Origin of the sequence: Curtobacterium sp. ER1/6, assembly GCF_001742745.1 — a bacterium.
Classification (GTDB): Bacteria; Actinomycetota; Actinomycetes; order Actinomycetales; family Microbacteriaceae; genus Curtobacterium; species Curtobacterium citri.
The window spans coordinates 207029-231868 of record NZ_MJAK01000005.1; the positions used below are offsets into that span (position 1 = coordinate 207029).

A 24840-nucleotide genomic window follows, 5' to 3' on the forward strand; every position below is an offset into this window, starting at 1 on the left:
TCAGGCCGCCGCGCTGCCGAAGCCCGTGACGCCGCCGGTCACCACCGTGGTCTCCTCACCGTCCGGCCAGCGGAGGCGGACCCCCGGCTCGCTCGTGACCTCCCCGCACTCGCGGGTGGTCGCCGCGGGGGAGGCCATCCGGCTCGCCCCGGCATCGTCCGCGGTGAGCATCGCGAATCCGGGGAAGCAGCCGAGCCAGTCCGCCGTCGCCGCGAGCCGCGGGATCGGGACGTCGGCGACGTCGAGGACGGCGCCGCCACCGGACGCCTCGGCGAGCATCCCGGCGGTGCCGACGATCCCGGCCATGCTGACGTCCTTCGCGGCCGCGGGTCGCGCGCGGCCGACGGTCGCGGCGAGGTCGCGCAGGGCGGCACGGTCCCGCCCCTCGGTGCTGTTCCACTGGGCGCCGGTGTGCCCGGTCCGCCACCCGCCGGACAGGTCCGCCGTCAGCGAGATCCGCTGGCCCGGCCGCGCGCCGCCGCCGGGCACCGGGTGCTCGGTCCGGCCGAGCGCCGTGACCGACAGTGCGGCGGGGACGCCGACCTGCGTGTGGCCGCCGATGATCGGGACGCCCCAGGCGTCGGAGGCGCGGCGCAGCCCCGCCACGACCCGCGCGACGAACGAGGTGTCGCGTCCGGCGACGGCGTCGAGGAGCGCCGTGGGTGCAGCACCCATCGCGGTCAGGTCGTTGACGTTGACGAGGACGCCGCACCACCCGGCCCACTCGGGGTCCCGCTCGACCATCGACGGCAGGATCGCGTCGCACGCGGCGATCACGTCGGTGCCCGCGAGCGGTGCGCCGTCGTCGCCGACCCAGCCCGCGCCTCCCGGCCGGTCACCGGCGAACAGGGCGGCGAGGTGCGCCTTCGTCGCGTCGACGAGGCGCTGGTAGCGGTCGACGGGCCAGCGCATGCGCAGGTGCGGGACGCCGCCGAGCACCTCGCGGCCCGTGGGCTGCCAGCCGATGCGGGTGAAGAGCGCCGCTGCGCGCTCCTGCACGAGGGCGTCGAACCGCAGCGCACCGCGCTGCTCGACCAGTGCGCACGCAGCGCGGACGAGCGCCGAGCCGACCCCGGCCGCGTTCCGCGCCGCGGGACCGACGACGAGCCGACTGCCGGTCCACCAGCCGATGTCACGGACCGTGGCCGGGGCGACGCGGACGCCGCCGAGCACCGCGCCGCTGCCGTCCGTCGCGCGGGCGACGAGGACGACCGTGCGGTGGTCCTGGTCGAGGTGGTCCACGTCCGTCCGGTCGAACAGGCCCTGGTCGTCGACGAACGCGTCGTGCCGGAGCCGCCGGTACGCGGCGACCTCGACGGCGTCGGCGATCCCGACGACGAAGGGTGCGGGTGCGACCGACGCGGTGGGCGCCGGACCCATGAGCGCGGGGACCTCCATCGACGGCACGTCAGGCCCCCGTCGTGCTGAGGACGGAGCACGCGCCGCAGGCGGCGCAGCCGGCGGCCTGGTCGGCGCCGTGCATGCCAGCGGCGAGCAGCAGCGCGGAGACCCGGCGGGTGACGTCGTGCATCACGTTGCGGGACGGCGTGGTCGCCCCGTCGACGTCGACGGCGAGCGTGCCGCGGATCGGACGGAACGGGACGACGAACGGGTAGACGCCCATCTCGACGAGCTCGCCGGCCGACGCGACGAGCTCGTCCGGGTCCTCGCCCATGCCGACGATCAGGTAGGTCGAGACCTGGTTCCACCCGAAGACCCGGACGGCTTCGCGCCAGGCGGCCCGGTACTCGTCGAGCGGCACCCGCGCCTTGCCGGGCGTCCACCGGCGTCGTACGTCGTCGTCCATCGACTCGACGTGGATGCCGATGCTGCGGGCGCCGGCCTCGTACAGGTCGGTGATCGTGCGCAGGTCGGCCGGGGGCTCGCACTGCACCTGGATGCCGAGCTCCGGGACGCGCTCCTTGATCGCGCGGACGCAGCGGGCGAGGTGCGTCGCGCCCCGGTCGCGCCCCTTCGAGGTGCCGGTCGTCATCACCATCTGCTCGACGCCGTCGAGCCGGACCGCTGCCTCGGCGACCTCCGCGAGCATCGCCGGGGTCTTCACCGCGATGGTGTTCCCGGCACGGAGGCTCTCCTCGATGGAGCAGAACCGACAGCGCTCGGCCTCGTCGTACCGCATGCAGGTCTGCACGACGGTGGTGGCGAGGACCTTGGCGCCGTGCAGCCGGGCGACCTCTTCGTACCGCACACCGTCCGCTGTCACGAGGTCGTAGAACCGTGGACGGGCGACGGGGTCGACGCTCAGCCCGAGGTCCGCACCGTCGAGCATGAGCTTCCCGCCCGACACCGTGTACGGGCTCGTGGCGTTCACCGGCAGGGCCGCCTGCAGCCCCTCGAACAGCACGTGTCCGTCGTCCGACGGACCGGCTCCGCCCTCACGGTGGACCGGTGCGGCGACGCGGACACCGAGGAGGGAAACCGCGACCCGGTGCCCGACGCGGTCGGTGCCGTTGTTGGTGATCGTCACGACGGTCACACCATGTAGGTGCTGTTGATGATCGCGCCCTTGCGGGCGTAGTGGATGACGGCGTCCTGCACGTCGAGCGGGTGGCAGGGTGTCACGCCCGCGATGAGGTCCTCCTCGCGGTTGCCGTGCAGCGCGAGCCCGAAGCGGCAGCAGAAGACCGTGCCGCCCTCGGCGATGAAGGTCTCGAGGGCGTTGTTGATGTTGTTCTCGCCCGGGAAGCCGTCGGATCCGGTGGTCGGGAACCCACGGTTGGCGATGCAGTTCATCGCGCCCGGGCCGTAGAAGTACAGGACGCTGGTGAAGCCCTTCCGGAGCGCCCGCGTCGCCTGGAGCACCGCGACGAACGACACCGAGGACTCGTGCGCGATGCCGTGCACGAGCTGGAAGTAGTACTGGTCCTTCGTGGCCTCGTAGTCGGGGAAGACCTTGGTGGAGCCGTAGATGTTGCTGCCCTTCGGCAGCGACGGGTGTGTGATCTCGTTGCGCGACTTCTCGGCGTTCTCCGCGACGATCGCGTCGTAGTCCGGCGTGTCGGTGGCTGCATCGGTCATCGAGTGCTCCTTGCTCTGCGTCGGGAGGCGACGAGGAAGCTGTTCCGCGCCGGTGGTCCCAGTGTTCGGGCGTGCGGTTTCGGAGTGGTTTCACCTGGAACAACGCTGCGTTTCATCCGTGACGATTGCGTTTCGGAGCCGGGGCGACCCGCGCCCGCCGGGCAACGGCCGTCGGGCAGGGCCCGCCGTTCAGCGGCCGTCGGTCAGTCGAGGCGGTAGGCCCCGGGGGAGCGCTGACCGACGTGGTCGAGCGACCGTCGTGCGCGGGCGATCGTCGCGGCGACGTCGAACTCGGCGACCGCCATGCCGCCCTTCGCCCAGGTCTTGGCGACGATCTCGCCGCCGGGGTCGACGATCTTCGCCTGGCCCAGGAACCGGAGGTCGCCGAGCACCCCGGTCTGGTTCGAGGACACGAGGACGACCTGGTTCTCCGCCGCGCGGGCGCAGTCGTACAGGTCGAACAGGTGCGCCTGCCGGTCGGAGCGGATCCGGTCGGAGCGGTCGGTGACGCTGGCCGGCCAGGCGCTCAGGCATGCCAGGACCTCGGCACCGTCGAGGGCCAGGGTGCGCGCCGCCTCCGGGAAGGTCTTGTCGAAGTCGATGAGCATGCCGACACGGCCGACGGGGGTGTCGAAGGCGCGGAACGCGTCGCCCGGCCGGTACGCCTCGGACTCGCCGAGGGGCAGGTGCACCTTCCGGTGCGTCCCGAGGACCCCGTCACCGGTGAGGCAGACCGCGGTGTTGTACCGCACGGGCTCGCCCCCGACGACACCGCGTTCGGAGATGCCGAAGCAGATCGTCATGTCGCCGGCCATCTCCTGGACGGCACGGACCTCGGGACCGTCGAGGTCGATGGCGCCGGGGATGCCGTCCTCGGTGGCGGCCGGGTGGTGGAGGTCGAGCAGGTAGCCGCCGATGGTCGCGTCGGGGAGGACGAGCAGGTCGACGCCGCGCTCCCGGGCCTGCTCGACGATGCCGGGCAGCTTGGTGAGCGTGCGCTGCACGTCGCGGCCGAAGTGCGCGGCCACCGCTGCCATCCTCACGGTCGTCACACGGTCAGCGTAGGGCGAGGTGTCCGTTCCGGCGCCGGCGACCGCCGATCAGCGCGTCGGCGCGGGCACCGCGGGGCGGACCGTCGCGGTGACGACCCCGGCGACGTGCTCCGCGTCGCGTGCGACCGCGTGGAAGCGGCCCGACCCCCAGGTGTGCATCCACGGCAGGCCGATGAACTGGAATCCCGGGACCTCGGTGACGCCGCGGTCGTGCACCGGCATCGACTCGGCGTCGAGGACGCCCAGGTCCCCGAGCCACGACCAGTCGGCCCGGAACCCGATCGCCCACACGACCGTGCCGATCGCGTCCAGCGGCAGGGCCGGCGGCGCACCGGGCGCGGTGTCGTCCGGCCGCCACACCGGCACGTACCGGGGCTCCTGCGGCACGTCGAGCCCGACACGGTCGATGTACCGGTCGATGTCGTCCTTGATCGACTCGGCCACGGAGTCTGCGTGGTCGAGGTCCGCGGCGAGGCCGTCGCCGAACGTCACGCCGCCGTCCGCGATGCCGGTCGCGCGTCCGTGCAGGTGCATCCCCTGGAGGGCGAAGGCGCGGAGGTCGACGTCGCGGCCACCACCGCGGCCGGTGACGTAGTGGTTCGTCGACTCCCGCTTGGCGAGCCCCCGCGTGGCGACCGGGACGTCGTACACGCCCATCTCCGCCAGCCAGGTCATGCAGTCGCGTCCGCGGTACGAACGAGCGACACGGGGAGCGCGACCGAGCGCCAGGTGGACCTCGCGGCCCTCGAGCAGCAGGTCCTCGGCGATCTGCGTGCCGGACTGCCCCGTCCCCACCACGAGCACCGCCCCGTCGGGCAGCGACCGGGCGTTGCGGTACTCGTGCGAGTGCACCTGGTGCACCCGCGCGGGCAGCTCGTCCGCCCACGTCGGGACGACCGGCCGGTGGTAGCCGCCGGTGGCGGAGGTCACCGTGTCGGCCGTGACGGTCCCCGCGGAGGTCCGCACCGTGAACCCGCCGCCGGCCCGTCGCTCGACCCGCTCGACCGCGATGCCCTCGGTCACGGGGGCGTCGAAGGTGTCGGCGTACCGACGGACCCAGGCGTACGTCTCGTCGCGCGTCATGAAGCCGTCGGGGTCGGAGCCGTCGTACGGGTACCCCGGCAGGCGGCAGTGCCAGTTCGGCGTCACCAGGGTGAACGCGTCCCAGCGGCCGTCACGCCACTCGTGCGCCACGGTGTCGCGCTCGATCACGACGTGGTGGACGCCGGACGCCACGAGCTCGTGGCTCACCGAGAGGCCGGCCTGTCCGCCCCCGACGACGACGGCCTCGAAGTGGTCGCCGTCGTGGAGCGTGACGGCGATCACGCGGGGGCTCCGTCGAGCGGCGGTTCCATCCGGAGCACCACGACCTCGCCGTCGTGCACGCCCCGCGCGGCGTCGGCGATCTCCTGCCGCGTGTGGGCGGCGGACGTGCAGGCGAACCCGAACCGCGCACGGACCCGCTCGCTCGCGATGTCGAGCGCCCGTCCCGCACGGTCGACGAACTCCGCCACGGGGTAGGTGCCGCCGACCTCGAGGTGGTCGTGGACGACGAGACTGGGGGAGTAGTAGGAGGCCTCCGAGCCGTCCGGCCACCGGACGGCGAACTGCATCTCAGGCACGGGCGAGCTCCCGCCAGCCGGTGACCGAGGCCGAATCGGACTCCGCGACCGGGCCGTAGACGTCGGGGCGGCGGTCGCGGAGGTGGAACATGCCGCCGCGCATCGCCCGGAAGGTCTCCTCGATGTCGATCTGCGCGACCGCCAGCCCGGCGTCGAGGAAGGTGTTCGCCAGCACGTTCCCGCCGGGGTCCACCACCTTCGCGTTCCCGACGTAGCGGAGGGAACCGAACGTGCCCGACTGGTTCGACGCCATCCAGAACACCTGGTTGTCGAGGGCGCGCGAGACGTCGAAGGTGTTGTGCCGGTACGTCCACCGGTCGTCCTGCAGGTCCTCGGCAGTGGCGGTGCGTGCTGCGGGCCAGGCGGAGAGGCTGACGATGACCTCCGCGCCGTCCAGGGCGAGCATCCGAGCCGCCTCGGGGAAGGCCTTGTCGTAGCAGATCTGCAGACCGACCCGGGCGAGCGGGGTGTCGAACGCGGCGTAGGAGTCGCCGGCCGCGTACGACATGTGCTCCCCGAGGGGCTGGTGCACCTTCCGGTAGGAGCCGTACACCTGACCGCCGTCGAGGCAGGCGGCCGCGTTGTAGCGGGTCTCGCCGTCGTCGTCGAGCTCGCAGAAGCCGATGGCGACCAGGGTGTCGCCGGCGAGCTCCTGCACGCGCCGGATCTCCGGCCCGTCCAGCCGGATCGCCGGGGGCAACGAGCGCTTCGTCGTCGCGACGGTGTCCCCGTGGTTGCCGAGCGACGACAGGTACCCGCCGATGGCTGCCTCGGGGAACGCGACGAACTGCACGCCCTGCGTACGGGCGTCGTGCAGGGTCTGCTCGATGAGCGCGAAGTTCTGGTCGAGGTCCCGGGTGAAGTTCGCCGAGACCGACGCGACCGTGATGGGTGGCATGGTGCTCCTGCAGGGTCGGTCGACGACACCGGGACCGCTCGAGGGTCGGCGGTCTCGTCTGGTCGGACCCGTCCGACGACTGCCGGGCGGTGCGTGGAGAAGCGCTGCGACCAGTCTGCGGAGCAGGTGTTTCGGGATGGTTTCGAGCGGAATGAGAGTCTGTTACCGGTCGCTGCGGACGGGAGGCGCGGGTGCGGTCCGCCGCGCCGCGCCCCGGCGAGGTGGTCACCACCGCGACGGTGCCGCATGTGCGTCGGCTCCACCACTCGGGCCGGGCACGAGCTCGGCGACCCGTGCACGCGGCGTGCACGGCCGCTCTCGACGGCAGCTCCGCGATCGTGGGGAGGTCGTCGCCGCGTCGGGCGAGGACGGGGTGCTCCTCGGCATCGCGGTCGACCAGTGGGACTGCGTCGACCTGTCCGACGCGCTTCCGGTCCGGTCCCCGAGCCGCCGCGTCGACCACCGCGCCAGGTCCGCCTCCCACGCCGCCGGGTCCCGGGGCTCCGTGACCTCGTCGAGGATCACGAGGCCGGCGGTCCGGTCGATGCGGAACCCGCGCACGGCGTAGCGGAGCCGACACCACCCGGCGAGCAACACGTCGGACACGGCCGTCCTCGTCGAAGTCGAACACGTCGACGCCGCCGACCCGACGTCAACCGGCGGCCGGCGTCCACCCCAGCTCCGGCCCCAGCCGCTCCGCGAGGTCCGACACGATCTGCGAGTAGTCGTCGGCCTCGAACGAGAACGGCAGCGCGAACGCCACTTCCGTCGCCACCTGGTACCCGGCGTCGGCGCGCAGGCGGTCGGCGATCTCGGCCGAGGTCCCGACGAGGTCCGCGGCGAACAGCAGCCCGGCCGGCCCCTGCGGGACGCCGACCCGCCCGGACCGTGCCTCGACGTAGGCGCGGTACCGCGCCTCCTGGTCGGCGGTCGCCGTGTCCGTGGGGATCACCACGAGCCCCTGTGACACCCGTGCGGTCGTGGGGTCCGGGTGCGCGCCGAGGTAGGCCTCGACCTGCGCCCGCTGGTTCGTCGCGAAGTCGGTTCCGACCTCGCTCCGCGTGACGCTCGAGGTGAGGAGGTGGAAGCCGTTCTCCGCCGCCCAGACGGCGGAGCGCGTGCTGCCGGTGCCGTACCAGATGCGATCGGCGAGCCCGGGGCTCTGCGGTTGGACGGTCGTGGCGAACTCCTCGATCCCGCGGCGCTGGACGCCGTCCGTCACCCGGTCGCCGCGCACGAGGTCGCGGAAGCGCAGGAGCCGCTCGTTGCCGAGGTCCTCGTGCTCGGCGGTGTCCGGGTGGATCGCGTCGCGGTACAGGTCGTAGTGCATGGGGGTCCCGACCGAGAACCCCGGCTGCAGACGTCCACCGAGCAGGACGTCGACGGTGCCGAGGTCCTCGGCGAGCCGGAACGGGTTCTCGGCGCCGATCGGGGTGACGGCGGTCCCGAGCGCGATCCGGGAGGTCCGCTGCGACGCGGCCGCCATGACCGCGACGGGGGAGGAGATGCCGTGCTGCAGGTGTCGGTGCCGCAGCCACGCGCTGTCGTACCCGAGCGACTCGGCCCGCTCGATCACGCGGAGGGTCTCCTCGTGGCCGGCGGCGGGGTCGGCCGGGTCGAAGGACCCGAGGGTCAGGAAGCCGAGGCGTTCGAGCGGTCGTCCGTCGGAGGGCATGCCCCGATCGTCCCAGACGGACGCCCCGGCGGCACGGGGATCACCGGGGGCGGGCGGTCCCGACGCCGGACGCGGCGGTCGGCTGGTGCTCCCGGAACCAGCGCAGCAGCTCGCGCAGCTCGGGCAGGTTCGGCCCGAGGCGGTGGTCGTCCGGGATGAAGTCGATGTCGTCGAAGGTCGTGCGGTGGCCCGGGACCTCGGCGCGCTGCAGCGTGTCCTCGGCGGCGTAGCCCATCGTCCACTCGGGGAACTGCCGCGTCGGCACGTCCTCCTCGAGCAGCACGGTGACGTGCTCGTGGCGGGGGTCCTCCGCGATGAACGCCATCTTCTCGCGGACCGCGGTCGCCGGGCCCTCGAGCAGCTGCAGGAACCGGTGGTCCTTGAACAGGAGCAGACCCGTGACCCCCGAGACGGCGTTCGCCCGGCGGGAGTGCGCGAGGAGCTCGTCGAGGTCGTCGAGCCCGAAGCCGACGACCGCGCGGCTCGCGTAGACGAGGGACAGCAGGGGCTGCTGCGGCTGTTCCGGGGTGACGGGGTGCACGCTCCCACTCAACCCGTGCTCGCCGGGAAGCCGCCCGGGATCGGGCCGGACCGGGGCCCGACCGCGGCTGGCGAGCAGCGACGTCCCCCGGCTTCCTGTGACCCTCGGCAGGTGCGGCTCTACGGTGGAGCGATGCGTGAGGAACTCGAGGCAGCCCTGCTGGTGCACAGCACGTCGCCGCTGCCCGAGGGCGTGGACCGTGCGAGCGTGTGCGACCCGGAACTGCCGAGTGCCGAGATCGTCGGCTGGGGCACGCTGGTCGCCGCCGGCGTCCCGCTGTCGGCAGCCGAGCAGCAGCGGCTCGCGGACACCGCGGCGAACGCCTTCGCACTGATCGCCCTGCTCCCCGTCGGGGTCCGCCCGTACTTCGCCCGGCTCGGCCTCATCGCGACGCTCGCGTCCGCGCTGGCCGTCGCCACCCCCGCCGCTCACTGACCCCTCCGGCGCAGCGGGACCCGGTGCCGGACGGGAGGCCCGTGGCGGCGCCGCCACGCGCCTCCCGTCCGTCCCGTGCCGGCGTCAGCCCTGCTCGCCCGCCCCGCGGTCCGGTGCGTCCGGCGCGGTGCGCCGCCGACCCTGGAGCAGGTCGGCGGACCGGATGATCCGCAGCGACGTGACGAGCACGACCCCGCCGAGCACGTTGAACAGCAGCGTGTAGCCGAACCACCCCAGCCACTGCCCGTACGTGATCGACGACCCCGCCTGGATCGCGCCGAACACGAGCAGCGAGTCGAGGATCGAGTGGAAGAGCTGCAGGCCGGCGAGCAGGAAGCCGCCGACCACGGCGGCGACGAGCTTCGCGGGGTCGGAGTCGGTGCCCTGCTGCATGCGGGTCATCAGCGTGATCGTGCTGCCGCCGAGCACCGCGAGCACGACGGCCTGCAGCCCGAAGGGCGTGTCGACGTAGTGCCGTGCCGACTCCTCGAGCACCGTGTGCCACTGCGGGAACGCCTGCACGACGAGCCACATCACCACCCAGCCGCCGGCGAGGTTGCTGAGCAGGGTCCCGAGCCAGAGCCGCAGGAGCTGTCCGACGGTGCCCTCGCGGGCGATGAGCGCCACGATCGGCATGAGGAAGTTCTCGGTGAAGAGCTCGCTGTGCGCCAGGTGCAGGGCGATCAGCCCGACGCTGAAGGCCAGTCCCGCGAGCAGGTGGCTGTCGGTCTCGTGCAGCACGGCGAGGTAGCCCATCACCCCGAGCCCGATCTCGAGGCCCCCGGCGAACCCGGTGGCCAGGACCACGCGGGTCGTCCGCTGCAGTCGCTCGGCACCCTCGTCGACCACGGCGTCGAAGGACTCCTCGATCTCGTCCTCGACGGGTGCGTCGCCCTCGCCGACCTCGCGGCGTCGATCATCGGTCACCGGTCCGACCGTAGCCCTGCGGGGTCCGTGGACGTCGGTGACCGGCGCGTCCCGACCTCAGCGCACCCGCACCGAGGTCGTCCCGATGCCGACGTTGCCGTGCCCGTCGAGGGCGTAGACGGCGATCTTCCACGCACCCGGGGTCGTGGGTGCGGTGATCCGGAGGGTGCCGTCCGCGGCGCGTGTGACCGGCGTCTCCCGCAGGGCTCCGTTGCCGTCGATGTACCGGCTCGACGTGTACGCGCGCCAGGTGACCGCGTCGCCGTCGGGGTCCGAGACGGGTGCGTTGACGGTCACCGTCGCGCCGGGGGTGACGCCGGTCGACGGGCTCGCGGTGGTGGTGCCCACGACGGGCGGCCGGTTGCCGGCGACGGTGCCGCGGTACGCCTGCTGCACCGCGTACCAGGACGGCCGCTTGAGGCCGTCGGTGCGGAGGTTCAGCCAGACGCCCGGCTCGTCGTTCTCGACGCCGTAGTGGAACATCGTCGCGCCGAGGGCGACGCCGGGTGCCGCGGTGACGGCACGCCACGCGTCCGTGTACGCCTGCGCGGTGGCGGTCTCGTCCGGCTGGCGGGGCACGCCGTTCGCGTCGCTCGGGACCTCCCACGAGCCGGCCGGGCCGGTCTCGGTGACCAGGTAGGGCTTCGTGTAGCCGCCGTCGCGCCACTTCTGCTGGACCCAGCCGATGCCGCCGTAGGAGTTCACGGCGTACAGGTCGAGGCTCGGCGTGTACCGCTGGTAGTAGTCCCACGCGCCGGTCCAGGCGTCCGTCGAGGTCACCGGGTGGCCCGGGTCGGCGCGGTGGATCGCCTGCACGACCTGCTCGACGTACTTCGCGTACGCGACGCGCTGGGCCTCGCCCTGGCCGAGCATGACCTCGTTCCCGACGTCCCACATCAGCAGCCCGCCGTGGTCGCGGTACGACGTCACCGTCCTCGTGATGCTCGCGAGCGTGTCGGCCTTGTACTTCGTGTCCCCGACGTAGTCCGCCCCCTGGTCGAGCCAGAGCCCGGCGACGACCCGGATGCCGCGTGCCCGCGCGGCGTCGAACAGCTGCGCGGAGGACGCGTCGGTGCCCCAGGTCCGCACGGTGTTGACGCCCGTGCTCGCGATGTCGTCCATGTAGTCCGCCGCCTGGGCGTTCGACGGGCCGTACGTCACGCCCTTCACGAGCCACGGCTTCCCGTCGACCGTGAGCTGCCACGCCCCCTGGGTGCCGGTGACCCGCACGCCGGTCGTCGGGGTCGTCGGGGTCGTCGGGGTCGGGGTGGGCGTCGGCGTCGCGCTCGGCGGGGTCGTCGGGGTCGGGCTCGGTGTGGCGGCGGGCACGGTGCCGTAGACCTGGAACTCCCAGAGCGAGTACCCGTACCGGGTGCCGCGCTGCACGCCGAGCATCCGCACGTAGCGGCCGCTGCCGGACAGGTCCGTGGTGACGACCCCGCCCTTGCCCGAGCGGGTGCTCGACACCGTGCGCCAGGTCTTCGCGTCCGCCGACACCTGGATGTCGTACGCCTTCGCGTAGGCGACCTCCCACCGGAGCACCACGCGCGAGATCGTCGCCGTCCGACCGAGGTCGACGCGGAGCCACTGCGCGTCGCTCCGGGCACTCGCCCAGCGGGTGCTCGTGCTGCCGTCGACCGCCTTGCCCGGAGCCCTGCCGGTCGCGTCGTTCGACGACGCCACGGCCGGTCGGCCCTGCGACAGCAGCGTCGGGGCGGCGCTCGCCGCCGGACCCCTGGTCGCCACGAGCAGTGCGGCGAGCAGGACGACGGCGAGCACCGCGGCGGCGACCCGGACGGTCGTGCCGGCGGTCCTGCCGAGGGTGGTGGTGACGGCGCGCATCGGGCCCCTTCCGATCGTGACGAGCGCAACGGTACGGACACCGTTCCGCGACGGTCAACGGGGCGTCGACGCCCCAGTCCGAGGGGCCGGCCGGGGTCGATCCGTCCCGCGACGTCCGGGCCGCGTGCGAGGATCGGTCGGTGCAGCCCGAAGGAACCCCCGTCGCCGTCGTCATCGCCGCGATGACCGAGGAGCTCTCCGCGGTCGCCGACCTGCTCGGCGGCGTCGTCATCGACGACGGACCCGTGGGCGGCCACGACGAGCACCACCTGCTCGACGTCGACGGGTCGCTCGTCGCCCTCCGCCGCAGCGGCATCGGCTTCACCAACGCGACCGCGGCGGTCGCACACTGCTTCCACGACTTCGGGACCGTCCCGGTGCTGAGCGTCGGCACGGCCGGCGGCCTCGAGCGCGGCATCGAGATCGGCGACGTCGTCGTCGGCGACCACTACGTCAACATCAACGCGGACGCCACCGCATTCGGCTACGCCCTCGGCCAGGTGCCGGGCATGCCGCCCCGCTACGACCCGGACGCCGGGATGCTGGCGCGTGCCGCCGCGGCCGACACGCCGTACCGCGTGCGCGTCGCGTCGATCGGGTCGAGCGAGGTCTTCGTGACCGACGCGCGTGCCCGCGACCTGCGCGTGACGTTCCCGACGATCGCGGCGGTCGACATGGAGTCGGCGGCGATCGCGCAGTTCGCCCACGTCCACCGCATGCCGTTCCTGTCGATCCGGGGGATCAGCGACCTCTGCGCGCCGGACGGCGACGAGTTCCGCGAGCACCTCGACGACGCGTCGGCGCGCGCCGCGCGCGTCGCGCACGACGTGCTGCTGGACCTGGCGGTCTGACCGGGGCCACGCTCCGCGCGGGGCACCGACGACGGACGGGAGGCGCGGTGCGCGTCCGCACCGCGCCTCCCGTCCGCCGTCCGCTCGCCCTGCCCGGTCTGGTCGGGTCAGCGGGTCAGCGTCGGCGTCGGCTGCTCAGCAGCCCGCCGAACACCAGCGCCGCCGCGATGACGAACACGATCAGCTGGACCGGTTGGAAGCCGTCGAGGTCCATGGGGTGCTCCTTCCGTGTGCGCGGGCGCCCACGCGTCCCGCGTCGGACCGTACGGTAGGTCGCCGTTCCTGTACGCGTCGAGGGGACGGGGTACGACCCCTGCACAGCAGCCGGTCCCCGCACCCGTGCCACCCGTTGGGCGTCCGCTGCGAGCCGCAGGGCCGCGGCGGTGCGATGATGATCCGCGGCCGTCGCCCGGACGGCCCTGCACGGAAGAGACGAGCGTGACCGAGACCCGCTCCCAGACACCGACGACCGACGGTGTCGACGCGCCCTCGCACGGCCCCGCGAAGGGCGTCGCCGCCCTGGCGCTCGCCGCCCTCGGCGTCGTGTTCGGCGACATCGGCACCAGCCCGCTCTACGCGCTGCGCACGGTCTTCACCATCGACGGCGGCCTCGTCAAGGCGAACCAGGAGGACGTGTACGGCGTCATCTCCATCATGTTCTGGAGCGTCACGATCGTCGTGTCGATCAAGTACGTGCTCGTGCTCATGCGCGCCGACAACGACGGTGAGGGCGGGGTCATGGCACTCGCCGCGCTCGCCCGACGGCTGTACGCGAAGCGCCGCGGGGGAGCGACCGTCTTCCTCGTGATCGGCATCATCGGCGTCTCGCTCTTCTACGGCGACTCCGTGATCACCCCGGCGGTGTCGGTGCTCTCCGCGGTCGAGGGCCTGTCGACCGCCGCCCCCTCCGTCGAGCACCTCATCGTGCCGATCGCCGCGGTCATCCTCGTGCTGCTGTTCGTCGTGCAGAAGTTCGGCACCGGCAAGGTGGGCAACCTCTTCGGACCCGTCATGCTGCTCTGGTTCGTCGTCATCGCCGCCGCGGGCGTGCCGCACATCGTGGCGCACCCCGGCGTGCTGCAGGGCCTGTCGCCGACCTGGGCGATCGCGTTCCTCGTCGCGCACCCGTACATCACGTTCGTGGCGATGGGCGCGGTCGTGCTCGTCATCACGGGTGCCGAGGCCCTCTACGCCGACATGGGCCACTTCGGCCGGCCGGCGATCCTGCGGGCCTGGTTCTTCGTCGTCTTCCCCGCGCTCGTGCTCAACTACCTCGGGCAGGCGTCGCTCGTGCTCGAGGACCCGGCCGCCGCGAAGGACCCGTTCTTCCTGCTCTTCCCGGACGCCCTGCAGATCCCGGTGGTCGTGCTCGCGACGATGGCGACGGTCATCGCCAGCCAGGCCGTCATCTCGGGGGCGTTCTCGCTGACCCGCCAGGCGATCCAGCTCGGGCTCCTGCCGCCGCTGACGATCCGGCAGACCTCGCGCGACGAGGGCGGCCAGATCTACCTGCCGGCCGTCAACCTGCTGCTGTTCATCGGCGTGATGGCGATCATGCTCGCGTTCCGGTCGTCCGCCAGCCTGGCGACCGCGTACGGGGTGTCCGTGACCGGTGCGCTGGTCGTCGACACGCTCCTGCTGCTCCTCGTGGTCAAGCCGCTCTGGCACTGGGCGACGTGGAAGCTCGTGCTCGCCGCGGTCGTGTTCGGCGGCCTCGAGTTGACGTTCCTCGCCGGCAACCTGTCGAAGATCCTGCACGGTGGGTGGGTGCCGCTGCTCATCGCGCTGGCCGTCATCACGCTCATGACGACGTGGCGCCGCGGTCGCCAGCTCGTGCAGGACGAACGCAAGGAGCGCGAGGGGTCCCTCGCCGACTTCATCGACCGGATCAACACGAAGCACGTCCCGCGGGTGCAGGGGATCGCGGTCTTCCCGCACCCGAACAAGGAGACCACCCCGCTGGCGCTGCGGGCCAACGTGGAGCACAACCACGTGGTGCACCGCACGGTCCTCATCGTGTCGGTCCTGACGGCGAACGTGCCGCACGTGCCGCACTCCCGGGCGTTCTTCCGCGACGACCTCGGCTACGAGGACGACGGCATCGACCACATCACCGTGAAGTTCGGCTTCTCGGACGACCAGGACCTGCCGCGGGCCCTGCACGCCGCGTGCCTGGCCGAGGTGCTCGACATCGACCCGGACGACATGGCGAAGGCGTCGTACTTCATCTCGCGCGGGGCGCTCCGGCCGCAGCCCGGCAACGGCGGCATGGCCCGGTGGCGCAAGAAGCTCTTCGTCGGACTGGCCCACAACGCCGCCGATCCCGCGGCCCGCTTCGGGCTGCCGGCACAGCGCACCGTGACGATGGGCAGCGACGTCGAGATCTGACGCGGGACACCACCGCGGCGCCGGACCTGGGCAGGGTCCAGGACCACGGCGTACCGTCCGACTGGTCGTTCCGCCGTACGGGCTCCCGCGGCACCGAGCGGAAGCCGCAGCGATGATGCACCAGCACAACCTCACCTGGCGACAGGACACCGAGACCTCGTGGTCGGCGGTGGCCGGTGACCGGGTCGTGGCACGCATCTCGCTCGAGCGGCAGTACGAGCTCACCTCGGCCGACGGCGCGGTCCGCGGCTCGCACAGCGCCCTCGGCAGCGCGCAGGCGCAGCTCGAGGCCTGGTACCAGTGGGAGTCGTCGGTCGACCGTCACTGACCCGCAGGGCACCCGCTCCGGGGCGGCCTCGCCGCCGTGCGGCGGTCAGTGCGCCGACGAGCCCCGCAGGCGCCCGATCCCGAGCACGATCCCGACGACGACCATCCCGAGGACGAGTCCGACCACGGCGGACACGGCGGTGTCGACGATCCAGGTGACCACGGGCCCCGCGGCCTCGACCGCGTGCTCGACGACGTGCAGCAGGTCGTACGGGCCGGACCAGAACGTCTCCGCGAGGTTCGCGATGACGAGGTGCCCACCGACCCAGAGCATCGCGACGGTGCCGACGACACTGATCAAGCGGAACACCGTCGGCATCGCGTCCACCAGTCGGGCGCCGGCGCGTCGGGTCCGGACGGACGGGCTCGCCGTCATCCGGACACCGATGTCGTCGACCTTCACGAGGAGCGCGACGGCGCCGTAGACCAGGACCGTCATGCCGAGGCCGATGACGGCGAGCGCGCCGAGGGTCGGCCAGAACCCGAGGTCCGGGTCGAGGCTCGCGAGCCCGATGAGCATGATCTCGGTGCTGAGGATCAGGTCGGTCCGGATCGCCCCGAACACGAGACCCTTCTCGGCGACGGTCTCGGTGCCGGCGGACCCGTGGTGCACCCCGAACCACTCGGTCACCTTCTCGGCGCCCTCGAAGCACAGGTAGGTGCCGCCGACCAGGAGCAGCCAGGGCAGCACCCCCGGCGCGAACGCGGACAGCAGCAGCGCCAGCGGGATGATGATGACGAACTTGTTGAACAGGCTGCCGAGCGCGATGCGCCCGACGACCGGGAGTTCGCGTGCGGGCTCGAGCCCCTGGACGTACTGCGGTGTGACGGCGGCGTCGTCGATGACGACCCCGGCGGTCTTCGCACTGGCCTTGAGGGCCGCGGAGAGGATGTCGTCCACCACGGCGAGCAACCCGACTGACATGTCGCTCACCCTACTGGAGTGCTGCACGTCCTCTCAGCGACGGTGGCGCAGACCGCTGTGACCCCAGACGGGGGCACGCGGCGCGATCCGCGCACGGTTCCACTGACGGACGCCGTCGCGGAGCCGACACGGCAGGACGGACCCGAGCACCACCACCCACACCGCCGACGTCACCCACCGTCGGCGATCGCAGGCAGGAGCGCACATGAAGACCTCGATCGTCGCCGCACTCACCGTCGCCGTGCTCGCAGCGGGCACGGTCGCCGACACCACGGCCGCCGCCCCGGCGTCCGCGGCACCGCCGGCGAACGCGTACACGACGACGGCGCCGAAGGGCAACGTCGTCTCGAACGGGCGGACGTGGAAGCAGACGTACCGCCAGGACTTCGACACGGCGGCACCGGCGGGTACGGTCGCGAAGCGGTACCCGGGCATGGGTCTGTACGACGGCTTCGCCGACACGAGCGGGCAGGGCCGGTACACGCCGTCGAAGGTGCTCAGCGTGTCGAACAGTTCGCTCGACTTCTGGCTGCGGCCGAACGCCGGTCGACCCATGGCCGCGGCCGTCATGCCGGACGGCTACAAGCCCCACACGACGGGTCGCGTGTCGATCCGGTACAAGACCACGAACACTCCGGGCTACAAGTTCGTCGTGATGCTCTGGCCCAACAGCGACAACTGGAACGAGGGCGAGATCGACTGGCCCGAGGCCACGCTGGGTGCCAAGCCTCGACCGGCGTCCGCGGTACCCGGCAGCATGTCGGCCCGCGGGATGGTGTTCCAGCCCGAGCGTGAGACCTTCGCCCCCACCGACACCGCGCTGTACCACGTCGCGACCACGGAGTGGGACAAGACCGCCGTCCGCTTCTACTGGGACGGCAAGCTCGTCGCCTCGACCACGAAGGCCGTGCCGAAGAAGCCCATGCGGGTGACCCTGCAGGCCGAGACCGACACCGGCTCGCGGACCCCCGCCAAGGCGAGCGGGCACGTCAAGGTCGACTGGGTCACGATCTACGACTGACTGACGGGAGGCGCGGTGCGGGTGGGCGGGCCTGCCCACCCGCGTCGCGCCTCCCGGCTCAGCGCGTGGTGCGTCCGACGGTCAGCCGTCCCGGTCCGACCGGCAGCACGCCCGATCGGTGGGTGAGGACGACGGCGTCACCGACGGTCGTGCGAGCGGCGCCGAAGCGCCAGAGCCGGTTGAAGCAGTACACGCCGACCTCGGTACTGCCGTCCTCCGCCACCGCCCAGGTGCCCGTCCCCCATTGGGCCGGATGCCCGACGCCGTCGATCGTCACGGTCGGGCGAGCGCCCCAGGTGACCAGGGGACGCCGGACGTCGAGGGTGATCCGGCGCTTCGTCGTGCCGGACGGCTGCGGGCTGTCCATGTGCGCCAGGCTACGGCCAGCGGCGGTCCTGGGAGTGCTCGGCGTGCCGTCCGTAGGCTCGCGGGCATGGCTGACTTCACCGCTGCCCAGGCCGCCGTCGTCCGGATCGAACGCGCCGAGGAGGGACGCTGGGACCTCACGCTCATCAGCGACTCCGGCGTGCGGATGGGGCACGGCGTGCACCTGTACGACGCGGCGTCCGACGACCCCGCGGACGAGCAGGCCGCTGCCCTCGACTTCGTGCGCGAGTACGGGTTCCGGTTCGAGGCGGACGCGGTCACGGCGGACGGCCCGGACGCGTTCTGGGCCCCGCTCCTGCCGCTCGACGCCGCCTAGGGGCGAACCCCGAGCCGGGCTGGTCCGGCGGCGGTCAGTCGTCGAGCGCGCTCCGCTCGAACCCGATGAGCCACGTGACGCCGAACGCGTCGCGGACGGTGCCGTCCCAGTCGCCCCACGGGCGCTCCTGCAGCGCGTCGACCACGGTGCCGTCGGTCGACAGGTCGGCGAACCAGCGCTGGAGCACGTCCGGTTCCGCGGTGCCGAGGAGTGCGAAGAGGACGCCGGAGGCCGAGAAGGGCTCGTCGCCCGGCCCGGCGTCGGCTGCGGCGAGCCGCACGGGGCCGACGAGCTCGCCGTGGGCGACCGCCTGGGGTGGGCCGTCGGTGCGGGCGAAGTCGCCGTACGAGGCGATCCGCAGCTCGCCGCCGAACACCTGCTGCCACCGGGCGAGGGCCACCCGCGCGGTGCCGGGGAGCAGGAGGTACGGGGTCGGTCCGCTGCGGTCCATGCGCGCACGGTACCCCTGACCGGACCCGCTGACCAGGGTCAGGTCATCTCGAGGGCGCGGTCGACGGCGTCGGCCGGATCGCCGCCGTCCTGCTGCGCCCACCACTCCAGGGCGGCGTGCGCGGCGGCCGCGAGGGTGCTCGCGCGGACCGTGACCCGGAGATCGTCCGGTCGCGCGCCGTCGTGGTCGGCGACGAACCGCACGATCGTGGCGGTCAGGCGCGCCTGTGCCTCGGCGCCACCCGGAGCCAGGCCGGGGTTCGCCCGGATGACGCGGAGCCGGTGCCGTGTGGTGTCGACGGTGTCCGCCGGGAACGTCGCGCCCGCGCGGTACGCGGCACGGAGGCCGTCCCGGGACGGCTCGTCCGCCGGCCGTGCGTCGAGCTCGTCGGTGAACCGCTGCGAGAACTCGGCGAGTCCGCCCCAGACCAGGTCGGCCTTGGTCGGGAAGAGCCGGAAGAGCGAGCGTCGGCTGACCCCGGCGGCCTCGGCGACGTCGTCCATCGACACGACGTCGAACCCCCGCTCGTCGAACATCCGGAGAGCCACGAGCGACACGGCCTCGGGGTCGATCGTGCGGGGACGGCCGGTCGTGCGGGGTCGTCCGGGCTGGTCGGCTGCGGGAGTCCCCATGGCGTCCTTTCGGCACTGAGTGCTACAACTGTGTCGCGCAGGCAGCGCACACTCGACGAGGAGCACACATGAGCGACACCACGGCCGGACGGTTCACCGGCAGGACCATCATCGTCACCGGAGCGGGTTCCGGCATCGGACGCGCCACGGCGACCCGGATCGTGCACGAGGGCGGCCGCGTGGTCGCCACCGACGTCGTCGCTGAGCGGCTCGACGCCCTGCGCGAGGAGCTCGGGTCCGCCGCACTCGAGACGGTGGTCGGCGACGTCACCGCAGCCGACACCATCGACGCGGTGCTCGCCGCCGCCGGCGACCGCGTGGACGGGCTGGCGAACGTCGCCGGCATCATGGACGCGTTCCTGCCACCGAGCGAGGTCGACGACGCCACCTGGGAGCGGGTGTTCAGCGTCAACGTGACCGGTCCGATGCGGCTGACCCGGGCCGTGCTGCCCCGGATGATCGGTGCCGGCAAGGGCGCGATCGTGAACGTGGCCTCGGAGGCGGCGCTCCGGGCGTCCGCGGCGGGTGCCGCCTACACGGCGTCGAAGCACGCGATCGCCGGCTTCACGAAGAGCGTCGCCTTCTTCCACGGCCCGCAGGGGATCCGCGCGAACGCGGTGGCCCCGGGCGCCGTCGCGACGAACATCGAGGCGCCGATGCGCAGTGAGTACGCGGCGTCGCGCGTCGGGCCGGTCATGCAGGTCACGATCCCGCCGGTTGCGCAGCCCGAGGAACTCGCGGCGGCCATCACCTGGCTCCTGAGCGACGACTCGGCGAACGTCAACGGCGCGGTGCTGCCGAGCGACGGCGGGTGGTCGGTGGTCTGACCGGCGCTGCACCTCCCCGGACGCCGAGACGCCGCCGACCGGCCGGGACGCCGCCGGAGGTGGCGGCGTCCCGTGCGGTCGGCGGCGTCTCGCGGCCGTGCGGGGTGTCAGGCGCGGTGGCGGGACCGCCGGACGCGACGGAGGCCGAGCAGCGCCGCTCCGACGGCGAGGAGCCCGGCGGCCCAGCCCATCGGAGCCGCGGTGTCGGCACCGGTGTAGGCGAGTGCGTGCGCCGGCGTCGCCGTCGTCCTGGTCGCGACCGGGGCGAGTGCGTCGCTCGTGGTCGGCGTCACCCGGACGACGGGCACGATGCCGCCGTCCTGCGGGGTCGTGTCGACCGGTGCGGCGGGCGCCGGGTCGGCGGGCGTCGGCTCCGTGGGCGTGGGGTCGGCGGGCGTCGTCGGCTCGGTCGGGGTCGTGGGCCCCGCGGGCTCGTCGGCGACCGCGACGCTGAACTCCGCGCAGACGCCGTCGACCGACACCCAGACGGTGTGCGTCGCCGCGGTCGCGAAGGTCACCGTGAAGCCGTCCGGACCCTGCTCGACCCGGTCGGCGTCGTCGCTCGCCCAGACCTGGGCGCGGTCGGTCGCCTGCACGGTGTTGCCGTGGGCGTCGATGGTCCACGGCACGAGCGTGATCGAGCCACCGGGGACGACCGCGATCGGGATGGGGCTGCCGGTCTGGTCGCCCTCGACCCAGGTGTACGAGCCGTCCGCCGCGGCGGGGACGCCGTGCACCACGACGCCGACGCCGACGACCGCGGCGGGTTCGACCGTCTGCCGGATCCACTGCGTGGCGGTGCCGCCCGCGGTGGTCGCGGTCACCCGGAGGGTGAAGGTCCCGGCGACCGTGGCGGTGCCGCGGAGGAAGCCGTTGCGGAAGGTCAGTCCCTCGTTGAGCCGCGCGGGGCTGCCGTCGGTCTCGGTCAGGGTGTAGGTCGCCCCGCGGGCGTCCTGCGCGCGGAGGTCGGCGGCGACCGTGCCTCCCGCGGTCACGGTCGGCAGGACGCGCGGGGACGACTCGCTCGTGCCCTCGCTGTAGGACGGCGCGGCGGCGGAGGCGCTGGCGGGCGCCGACGCCGCGGGTGCCGGAGCCGCGGGCGTCGCCGGCGGGGCCGTCGTGTCGGTGTCGGTGCCGGTGGCGGGTGCGGCGGGGGTCGTGGCCGGGGCCGCGGGAGCCGCCGGTGCGGTCGTCGCGGTCGGAGCAGGGGCCTTGGTCGGCACCGCGGCGGGGGTGGCCGGGACGGTGACCGGAGCGGCTGCGTCGCCCTGGTCGGTCGACGGCACGGCGGTGCCGGTCGTCACGGTGTCCGGTGCCGACGGCGACGACACTGTCGACGCCGACACGGGCTCGGGGACGTCGGTGGCCGCGGTCGCGGGCAGGACGCCGAAGGCGGTGGTGACCAGCACGGTGCCGGTCGCTGCGGTGATGAGCGCCAGGGAACGGCAGCTCGGAACGGACTTCATCGGTGCTCCTCGCGGAATCCCGGTGCGTCGGGTGGGCTGCACCGGGACCGGACGTCGGGTACGTCCGGTGCTGCGAGCGTAGGGCCGGATCGACCCCATCTGAGGGCTTCCTGCGGGTTGCCGAACGGCGGCTGTGGAACCACGCAGCGGCGCGGGATCCCGCAATCCCGCACGGCAGCGGAGGGCGCTCAGGCCGAGGCGAGTGCGCCCATCTCGGCGACGACCACGCGCAGTCGTGCCGCCAGTTCGTCGCTGTCACCGACGGTGTCGCGGTGGGCGACCTCGGACAGGGCGGACAGCACGAGGCCGACGACCGTGCGCGCCGTCTGCTCGTCGGTGCGTGCGGACACGGTGGCGAGGAGCGACTGCCGTGACTCGGCCATCCACTGCATCACCATCGGGGCCATCTCCGGGCGGAGCACCAGGAGCTCCTTCATCCGGCGGCGGTCCTGCGACAGGGGCACGGTGCCGGCGATGAGGGCACAGACGTCGTCGACGAGCCGGCCGTCGGCGGCGGCGAACCGGGTGGCCGCCCACTCGGGGACCTCGACCGTGTCGAGCCCGAGTGCGGCGTGTGCCTTGGACGTGAAGTAGTTGAAGAACGTCCGCGGCGAGACGTCCGCGTCGCTGCAGATCTGCTCGACCGTGACGCCGTCCAGGCCGTGCTCGGACACGAGCGTCAGGGCGGCGTCGTGGAGCGCCTGCCGGGTCTGCTGCTTCTTGCGTTCGCGCAGCGTGCACGGCGCGGTGGCCGGCTCCGGTGCTGCTGTGGTGCTCACGTGCACTCCTGTACTGCTGGGCGGCCACCGTGTCCACCGGTGGCCCGGGTCGTCCTGCCGGACGTGTCCGGCACGGGGAGGCCGCCCGCACCCCGGGCGGGGTGCGGGCGGGCGGGGGTCACCGACGCTGGGTCGGCGTGGAGCCGGTCATCGGACCGGTGAACGATCCGGCCTCGGCTGCTGCGAGCCCGGCGCGGGCCTCGAGGTCGGCCTGGGCCGACGGTGCGGAGCCGTCCTCGTCGGCGGACGACGCCCCGTTGGCCGCGTCGTGCTGCTCCTGCAGCGCCGACCGCTGCCGCAGCGGCGGCACCTTGAAGAACCAGGTGAGGACGAAGGCGAGCAGGATCACGCCGAGTCCGACCCAGTAGATCGTCACGGACGAGGCGTTGAAGCCTGCCATGAACGGCCGCGTGAGGCGGCTGTCGGCACCGGTGAGGAACGAGGTGTCGTTCGTGCTCGTCGCGGCCGAGTCGGACTCTCCGCCCTTGCCGATCTCCTTCGCGAGCGCCGGGGTGAGCTCGTCCACCCAGTACGAGCGCTGCGAGGCGTCCGACCAGTCGACGGACACGGTGCCGTCCTGGACGCTGGCGTGGGCCTGCTCGGCGACCGCCGTCAGGGCAGCGGACTCGGCAGCCGGGGTGGCCGCCGCGACCTGCTGGTCGATGACACCCTGCGCCGCGGCTGCGGGCACGGCGCCGGCTGCGACCTGCTGCTGCACGGCCGCGGTGACCTGCTGCGTGACGGCCTGGTCGGCGGCCTGCTTCGCCTGCGCCGACGCGTCGTCGAGCCGCGACTGCACGGTCTGCTGCAGCGGCGTCGTGATCGGGGCCCAGATCTTCTCGATCGCGCCCTGGTTCGCCGGCTTGCTCGCGACGGACGGGTCGAGTGCCGCGGACAGCGCCGGCTCGAGGTCGGCCTGGTTCGCGGTCGCGGACAGGATGTTGTTCGGCATGACCGAGAACAGGATCGAGAGCAGCACGGCGGTACCGAGCGTGCCGCCGATCTGGCGGAAGAACGTCGCTGAGCTGGTCGCGACGCCCATGTCCCGGGCCTCGACCGAGCCCTGCGAGGCCAGGGTCAGCGACTGCATGACCGACCCGAGCCCGAGGCCGATCAGGAACATGCCGATCATGAGGAACCAGAGCGGCTTGTCGATCGACATGAAGGTCAGGACGACGTAGCCGGCCGACACGAGGAACGTGCCGATGACCGGGAAGATCCGGTAGCGGCCGACCCGGGCGACGATCTGACCGGAGGTGATCGACGCGATCATCAGGCCACCGACGAGCGGCAGCGTGGCGAAGCCGGACTCGGTCGGGGTCAGGCCGACGACGATCTGCAGGTAGAGCGGGATGGTCAGCATGGCGCCGAACATCGCGAAACCGACCAGGAAGCCGATCACGGTCGCCATCGAGAACGTGCCCGAGCGGAAGAGCTTGAGCGGGATGATCGCCGCGTCGCCCATCTTCGACTCGACGAGCAGCAGGGCGACGAGGCCGAGCGCGCCGATCACGTAGCTGGCGATGGCGGCGGGGGAGCCCCAGCCCCAGGTGCGGCCCTGCTCGGCCACGAGCAGCAGCGGGACGAGCGTGACGATGACCGCCGTCGCGCCCCACCAGTCGACCTTCGGCTTGTCGCCCGTGCCGTGCACCTTCGGCAGGTGCAGGAAGACGATCACCATGATGAGCGCGGCCACGCCGATCGGCACGTTGATGAGGAGCACCCAGCGCCAGCCGGTGATCCAGAGGATCTCGGACGAGCCGGCGAGCAGGCCGCCGATGAGCGGTCCGATCACCGAGGAGATGCCGAACACGGCGAGGAAGTACCCCTGGTACTTCGCGCGCTCACGAGGGGCGAGGATGTCGCCCATGATCGCCAGCGGCAGCGACATGAGCGCGCCGGCACCGATGCCCTGCACGGCGCGGAAGGCCGCGAGCATCAGCATCGAGGTGGACATCGAGGACAGCACGGCGCCGAGGATGAACACGACGATGCCGAAGATGTAGAGGGGTCGACGGCCGAAGATGTCGGAGAGCTTGCCGTAGATCGGCGTCGCGATCGTCGACGTGATCAGGTACGCGGTCGTGACCCAGGCCTGCTGGTCGAGGCCGTGCAGGTCGTCGCCGATCGTGCGGATGGCCGTGCCGAACACCGTCTGGCCGAGGGACGACAGGAACATGCCCGCCATCAGGCCGTAGATCACGAGCAGGATCTGGCGGTGCGTCATGAGCGGCTGCTGGCCGGGCGCGTTGGACGCTCCGGGTGCCGCGTCGGCCCCGGCGCCGTGGCGGCCGGGCTGCACCGAGACGGGTGCGGTGGCGGTCATCGAACTCCTTTTTCGTACTGTGTAACTTTGCAGACCGCGCAACGATACATCCGATGGTTCCGGAATGCAACCAAATACGGGACGGACGGGAGGCGCGTGGCGGGCCCGCCACG

The 24840-nt window shown here is 72.9% G+C and carries 25 protein-coding genes; 7 read left to right on the forward strand and 18 right to left on the reverse strand.

Features of this window, described 5'->3' with window-relative positions:
* From Cus16_RS10115 to Cus16_RS10160, 9 genes are all read right to left on the reverse strand, one after another.
* Nucleotides 1–1398 carry an MSMEG_0567/sll0787 family protein gene (locus Cus16_RS10115; RefSeq protein ID WP_069712591.1) on the reverse strand — a complete coding sequence of 466 codons (1398 nt, stop codon included), beginning with the start codon at nucleotides 1396–1398 and terminating at the stop codon, nucleotides 1–3.
* 10 nt (nucleotides 1399–1408) lie between these two features.
* Nucleotides 1409–2488 carry an MSMEG_0568 family radical SAM protein gene (locus Cus16_RS10120; RefSeq protein ID WP_223246582.1) on the reverse strand — a complete coding sequence of 360 codons (1080 nt, stop codon included), beginning with the start codon at nucleotides 2486–2488 and terminating at the stop codon, nucleotides 1409–1411.
* Nucleotides 2489–2493: 5 nt separating this feature from the next.
* Nucleotides 2494–3039 carry an MSMEG_0572/Sll0783 family nitrogen starvation response protein gene (locus Cus16_RS10125; RefSeq protein ID WP_069712531.1) on the reverse strand — a complete coding sequence of 182 codons (546 nt, stop codon included), beginning with the start codon at nucleotides 3037–3039 and terminating at the stop codon, nucleotides 2494–2496.
* Between the two features lie 203 nt (nucleotides 3040–3242).
* The gene (locus Cus16_RS10130) at nucleotides 3243–4091 is read right to left on the reverse strand and encodes a carbon-nitrogen hydrolase family protein (RefSeq protein ID WP_141718928.1); all 849 of its coding nucleotides are present in this window, start codon (nucleotides 4089–4091) and stop codon (nucleotides 3243–3245) included.
* 48 nt (nucleotides 4092–4139) lie between these two features.
* Nucleotides 4140–5417: an MSMEG_0569 family flavin-dependent oxidoreductase gene (locus tag Cus16_RS10135; RefSeq protein ID WP_223246583.1), complete on the reverse strand. Its 1278-nt coding sequence runs from the start codon at nucleotides 5415–5417 to the stop codon at nucleotides 4140–4142.
* Nucleotides 5414–5704 carry an MSMEG_0570 family nitrogen starvation response protein gene (locus Cus16_RS10140; protein ID WP_223246586.1) on the reverse strand — a complete coding sequence of 97 codons (291 nt, stop codon included), beginning with the start codon at nucleotides 5702–5704 and terminating at the stop codon, nucleotides 5414–5416. Before Cus16_RS10140 ends, Cus16_RS10135 begins: the two co-directional genes overlap by 4 nt.
* Before the next feature lies 1 nt (nucleotide 5705).
* Nucleotides 5706–6611, reverse strand: a complete 906-nt coding sequence (locus Cus16_RS10145) for a carbon-nitrogen hydrolase family protein (protein WP_069712534.1) — start codon at nucleotides 6609–6611, stop codon at nucleotides 5706–5708.
* A 652-nt stretch (nucleotides 6612–7263) separates the two neighbouring features.
* On the reverse strand, nucleotides 7264–8286 hold the full coding sequence (locus Cus16_RS10155) for an LLM class flavin-dependent oxidoreductase (RefSeq protein ID WP_069712536.1): 1023 nt from the start codon (nucleotides 8284–8286) through the stop codon (nucleotides 7264–7266).
* Nucleotides 8287–8326: 40 nt separating this feature from the next.
* Nucleotides 8327–8827: a BLUF domain-containing protein gene (locus Cus16_RS10160; RefSeq protein WP_223246584.1), complete on the reverse strand. Its 501-nt coding sequence runs from the start codon at nucleotides 8825–8827 to the stop codon at nucleotides 8327–8329.
* Between the two features lie 132 nt (nucleotides 8828–8959).
* Between Cus16_RS10160 and Cus16_RS10165 the strand changes: the two genes are divergently transcribed.
* Nucleotides 8960–9262, forward strand: coding sequence for a hypothetical protein (locus tag Cus16_RS10165; RefSeq protein ID WP_069712537.1), 303 nt, complete (start codon nucleotides 8960–8962; stop codon nucleotides 9260–9262).
* 84 nt (nucleotides 9263–9346) lie between these two features.
* On the opposite strand, the gene Cus16_RS10170 is transcribed toward Cus16_RS10165, so the two are convergent.
* A complete protein-coding gene (locus Cus16_RS10170) occupies nucleotides 9347–10189 on the reverse strand; it encodes a formate/nitrite transporter family protein (RefSeq protein WP_069712538.1) in 843 nt (280 codons plus the stop codon).
* Nucleotides 10190–10246: 57 nt separating this feature from the next.
* A complete protein-coding gene (locus Cus16_RS10175) occupies nucleotides 10247–12031 on the reverse strand; it encodes a discoidin domain-containing protein (protein ID WP_069712539.1) in 1785 nt (594 codons plus the stop codon).
* A gap of 140 nt (nucleotides 12032–12171) precedes the next feature.
* Here Cus16_RS10175 and mtnN point away from each other — a divergent pair, with 140 nt between their 5' ends.
* The 3 genes from mtnN to Cus16_RS10190 all read left to right on the forward strand — a co-directional run bounded on the left by mtnN (nucleotide 12172) and on the right by Cus16_RS10190 (nucleotide 15598).
* On the forward strand, nucleotides 12172–12882 hold the full coding sequence (gene mtnN / locus Cus16_RS10180; protein WP_083263868.1) for a 5'-methylthioadenosine/S-adenosylhomocysteine nucleosidase: 711 nt from the start codon (nucleotides 12172–12174) through the stop codon (nucleotides 12880–12882).
* Nucleotides 12883–13320: 438 nt separating this feature from the next.
* Nucleotides 13321–15270 carry a potassium transporter Kup gene (locus tag Cus16_RS10185; RefSeq protein ID WP_069712540.1) on the forward strand — a complete coding sequence of 650 codons (1950 nt, stop codon included), beginning with the start codon at nucleotides 13321–13323 and terminating at the stop codon, nucleotides 15268–15270.
* 112 nt (nucleotides 15271–15382) lie between these two features.
* Nucleotides 15383–15598 (forward strand): hypothetical protein, encoded by a 216-nt coding sequence (locus Cus16_RS10190; protein ID WP_069712541.1) that lies wholly within the window; start codon nucleotides 15383–15385, stop codon nucleotides 15596–15598.
* Nucleotides 15599–15643: 45 nt separating this feature from the next.
* Here Cus16_RS10190 and Cus16_RS10195 read toward each other — a convergent pair whose 3' ends face one another.
* On the reverse strand, nucleotides 15644–16522 hold the full coding sequence (locus Cus16_RS10195; protein WP_069712595.1) for a DUF808 domain-containing protein: 879 nt from the start codon (nucleotides 16520–16522) through the stop codon (nucleotides 15644–15646).
* A 205-nt stretch (nucleotides 16523–16727) separates the two neighbouring features.
* Here Cus16_RS10195 and Cus16_RS10200 point away from each other — a divergent pair, with 205 nt between their 5' ends.
* A complete protein-coding gene (locus Cus16_RS10200) occupies nucleotides 16728–17543 on the forward strand; it encodes a glycoside hydrolase family 16 protein (RefSeq protein WP_069712542.1) in 816 nt (271 codons plus the stop codon).
* A gap of 58 nt (nucleotides 17544–17601) precedes the next feature.
* Here the strand turns inward: Cus16_RS10200 and Cus16_RS10205 are convergent, their stop codons facing one another.
* Nucleotides 17602–17910 (reverse strand): hypothetical protein, encoded by a 309-nt coding sequence (locus Cus16_RS10205; protein ID WP_069712543.1) that lies wholly within the window; start codon nucleotides 17908–17910, stop codon nucleotides 17602–17604.
* A 66-nt stretch (nucleotides 17911–17976) separates the two neighbouring features.
* Here Cus16_RS10205 and Cus16_RS10210 point away from each other — a divergent pair, with 66 nt between their 5' ends.
* Nucleotides 17977–18246 carry a hypothetical protein gene (locus Cus16_RS10210; RefSeq protein WP_069712544.1) on the forward strand — a complete coding sequence of 90 codons (270 nt, stop codon included), beginning with the start codon at nucleotides 17977–17979 and terminating at the stop codon, nucleotides 18244–18246.
* Nucleotides 18247–18280: 34 nt separating this feature from the next.
* Here the strand turns inward: Cus16_RS10210 and Cus16_RS10215 are convergent, their stop codons facing one another.
* The gene (locus tag Cus16_RS10215; protein WP_069712545.1) at nucleotides 18281–18697 is read right to left on the reverse strand and encodes a glyoxalase; all 417 of its coding nucleotides are present in this window, start codon (nucleotides 18695–18697) and stop codon (nucleotides 18281–18283) included.
* A 38-nt stretch (nucleotides 18698–18735) separates the two neighbouring features.
* The gene (locus Cus16_RS10220; protein ID WP_069712546.1) at nucleotides 18736–19329 is read right to left on the reverse strand and encodes a TetR family transcriptional regulator; all 594 of its coding nucleotides are present in this window, start codon (nucleotides 19327–19329) and stop codon (nucleotides 18736–18738) included.
* Nucleotides 19330–19397: 68 nt separating this feature from the next.
* Here Cus16_RS10220 and Cus16_RS10225 point away from each other — a divergent pair, with 68 nt between their 5' ends.
* Nucleotides 19398–20156 (forward strand): SDR family NAD(P)-dependent oxidoreductase, encoded by a 759-nt coding sequence (locus tag Cus16_RS10225; RefSeq protein WP_069712547.1) that lies wholly within the window; start codon nucleotides 19398–19400, stop codon nucleotides 20154–20156.
* 107 nt (nucleotides 20157–20263) lie between these two features.
* Here Cus16_RS10225 and Cus16_RS16675 read toward each other — a convergent pair whose 3' ends face one another.
* From Cus16_RS16675 to Cus16_RS10240, 3 genes are all read right to left on the reverse strand, one after another.
* Complete coding sequence (locus tag Cus16_RS16675; RefSeq protein WP_069712548.1) at nucleotides 20264–21622, reverse strand: hypothetical protein; 1359 nt, start codon at nucleotides 21620–21622, stop codon at nucleotides 20264–20266.
* Nucleotides 21623–21810: 188 nt separating this feature from the next.
* Nucleotides 21811–22401, reverse strand: coding sequence for a TetR/AcrR family transcriptional regulator (locus tag Cus16_RS10235; protein WP_069712549.1), 591 nt, complete (start codon nucleotides 22399–22401; stop codon nucleotides 21811–21813).
* Nucleotides 22402–22519: 118 nt separating this feature from the next.
* Complete coding sequence (locus tag Cus16_RS10240; RefSeq protein ID WP_069712550.1) at nucleotides 22520–24727, reverse strand: MDR family MFS transporter; 2208 nt, start codon at nucleotides 24725–24727, stop codon at nucleotides 22520–22522.
* Nucleotides 24728–24840: the final 113 nt, after the last annotated feature.

What these genes read in the sequence shown, in the direction of transcription:
- Cus16_RS10115 (WP_069712591.1), bottom strand. Translation starts at nt 1,398, where the DNA reads ATGGAGGTCCCCGCGCTCATGGGTCCGGCGCCCACCGCGTCGGTCGCA.
- Cus16_RS10125 (WP_069712531.1), bottom strand. Translation starts at nt 3,039, where the DNA reads ATGACCGATGCAGCCACCGACACGCCGGACTACGACGCGATCGTCGCG.
- Cus16_RS10140 (WP_223246586.1), bottom strand. Translation starts at nt 5,704, where the DNA reads ATGCAGTTCGCCGTCCGGTGGCCGGACGGCTCGGAGGCCTCCTACTAC.
- Cus16_RS10145 (WP_069712534.1), bottom strand. Translation starts at nt 6,611, where the DNA reads ATGCCACCCATCACGGTCGCGTCGGTCTCGGCGAACTTCACCCGGGAC.
- Cus16_RS10155 (WP_069712536.1), bottom strand. Translation starts at nt 8,286, where the DNA reads ATGCCCTCCGACGGACGACCGCTCGAACGCCTCGGCTTCCTGACCCTC.
- Cus16_RS10165 (WP_069712537.1), top strand. Translation starts at nt 8,960, where the DNA reads ATGCGTGAGGAACTCGAGGCAGCCCTGCTGGTGCACAGCACGTCGCCG.
- Cus16_RS10175 (WP_069712539.1), bottom strand. Translation starts at nt 12,031, where the DNA reads ATGCGCGCCGTCACCACCACCCTCGGCAGGACCGCCGGCACGACCGTC.
- Cus16_RS10190 (WP_069712541.1), top strand. Translation starts at nt 15,383, where the DNA reads ATGATGCACCAGCACAACCTCACCTGGCGACAGGACACCGAGACCTCG.
- Cus16_RS10195 (WP_069712595.1), bottom strand. Translation starts at nt 16,522, where the DNA reads ATGTCAGTCGGGTTGCTCGCCGTGGTGGACGACATCCTCTCCGCGGCC.
- Cus16_RS10200 (WP_069712542.1), top strand. Translation starts at nt 16,728, where the DNA reads ATGAAGACCTCGATCGTCGCCGCACTCACCGTCGCCGTGCTCGCAGCG.
- Cus16_RS10205 (WP_069712543.1), bottom strand. Translation starts at nt 17,910, where the DNA reads ATGGACAGCCCGCAGCCGTCCGGCACGACGAAGCGCCGGATCACCCTC.
- Cus16_RS10210 (WP_069712544.1), top strand. Translation starts at nt 17,977, where the DNA reads ATGGCTGACTTCACCGCTGCCCAGGCCGCCGTCGTCCGGATCGAACGC.
- Cus16_RS10215 (WP_069712545.1), bottom strand. Translation starts at nt 18,697, where the DNA reads ATGGACCGCAGCGGACCGACCCCGTACCTCCTGCTCCCCGGCACCGCG.
- Cus16_RS10220 (WP_069712546.1), bottom strand. Translation starts at nt 19,329, where the DNA reads ATGGGGACTCCCGCAGCCGACCAGCCCGGACGACCCCGCACGACCGGC.
- Cus16_RS10225 (WP_069712547.1), top strand. Translation starts at nt 19,398, where the DNA reads ATGAGCGACACCACGGCCGGACGGTTCACCGGCAGGACCATCATCGTC.
- Cus16_RS16675 (WP_069712548.1), bottom strand. Translation starts at nt 21,622, where the DNA reads ATGAAGTCCGTTCCGAGCTGCCGTTCCCTGGCGCTCATCACCGCAGCG.
- Cus16_RS10240 (WP_069712550.1), bottom strand. Translation starts at nt 24,727, where the DNA reads ATGACCGCCACCGCACCCGTCTCGGTGCAGCCCGGCCGCCACGGCGCC.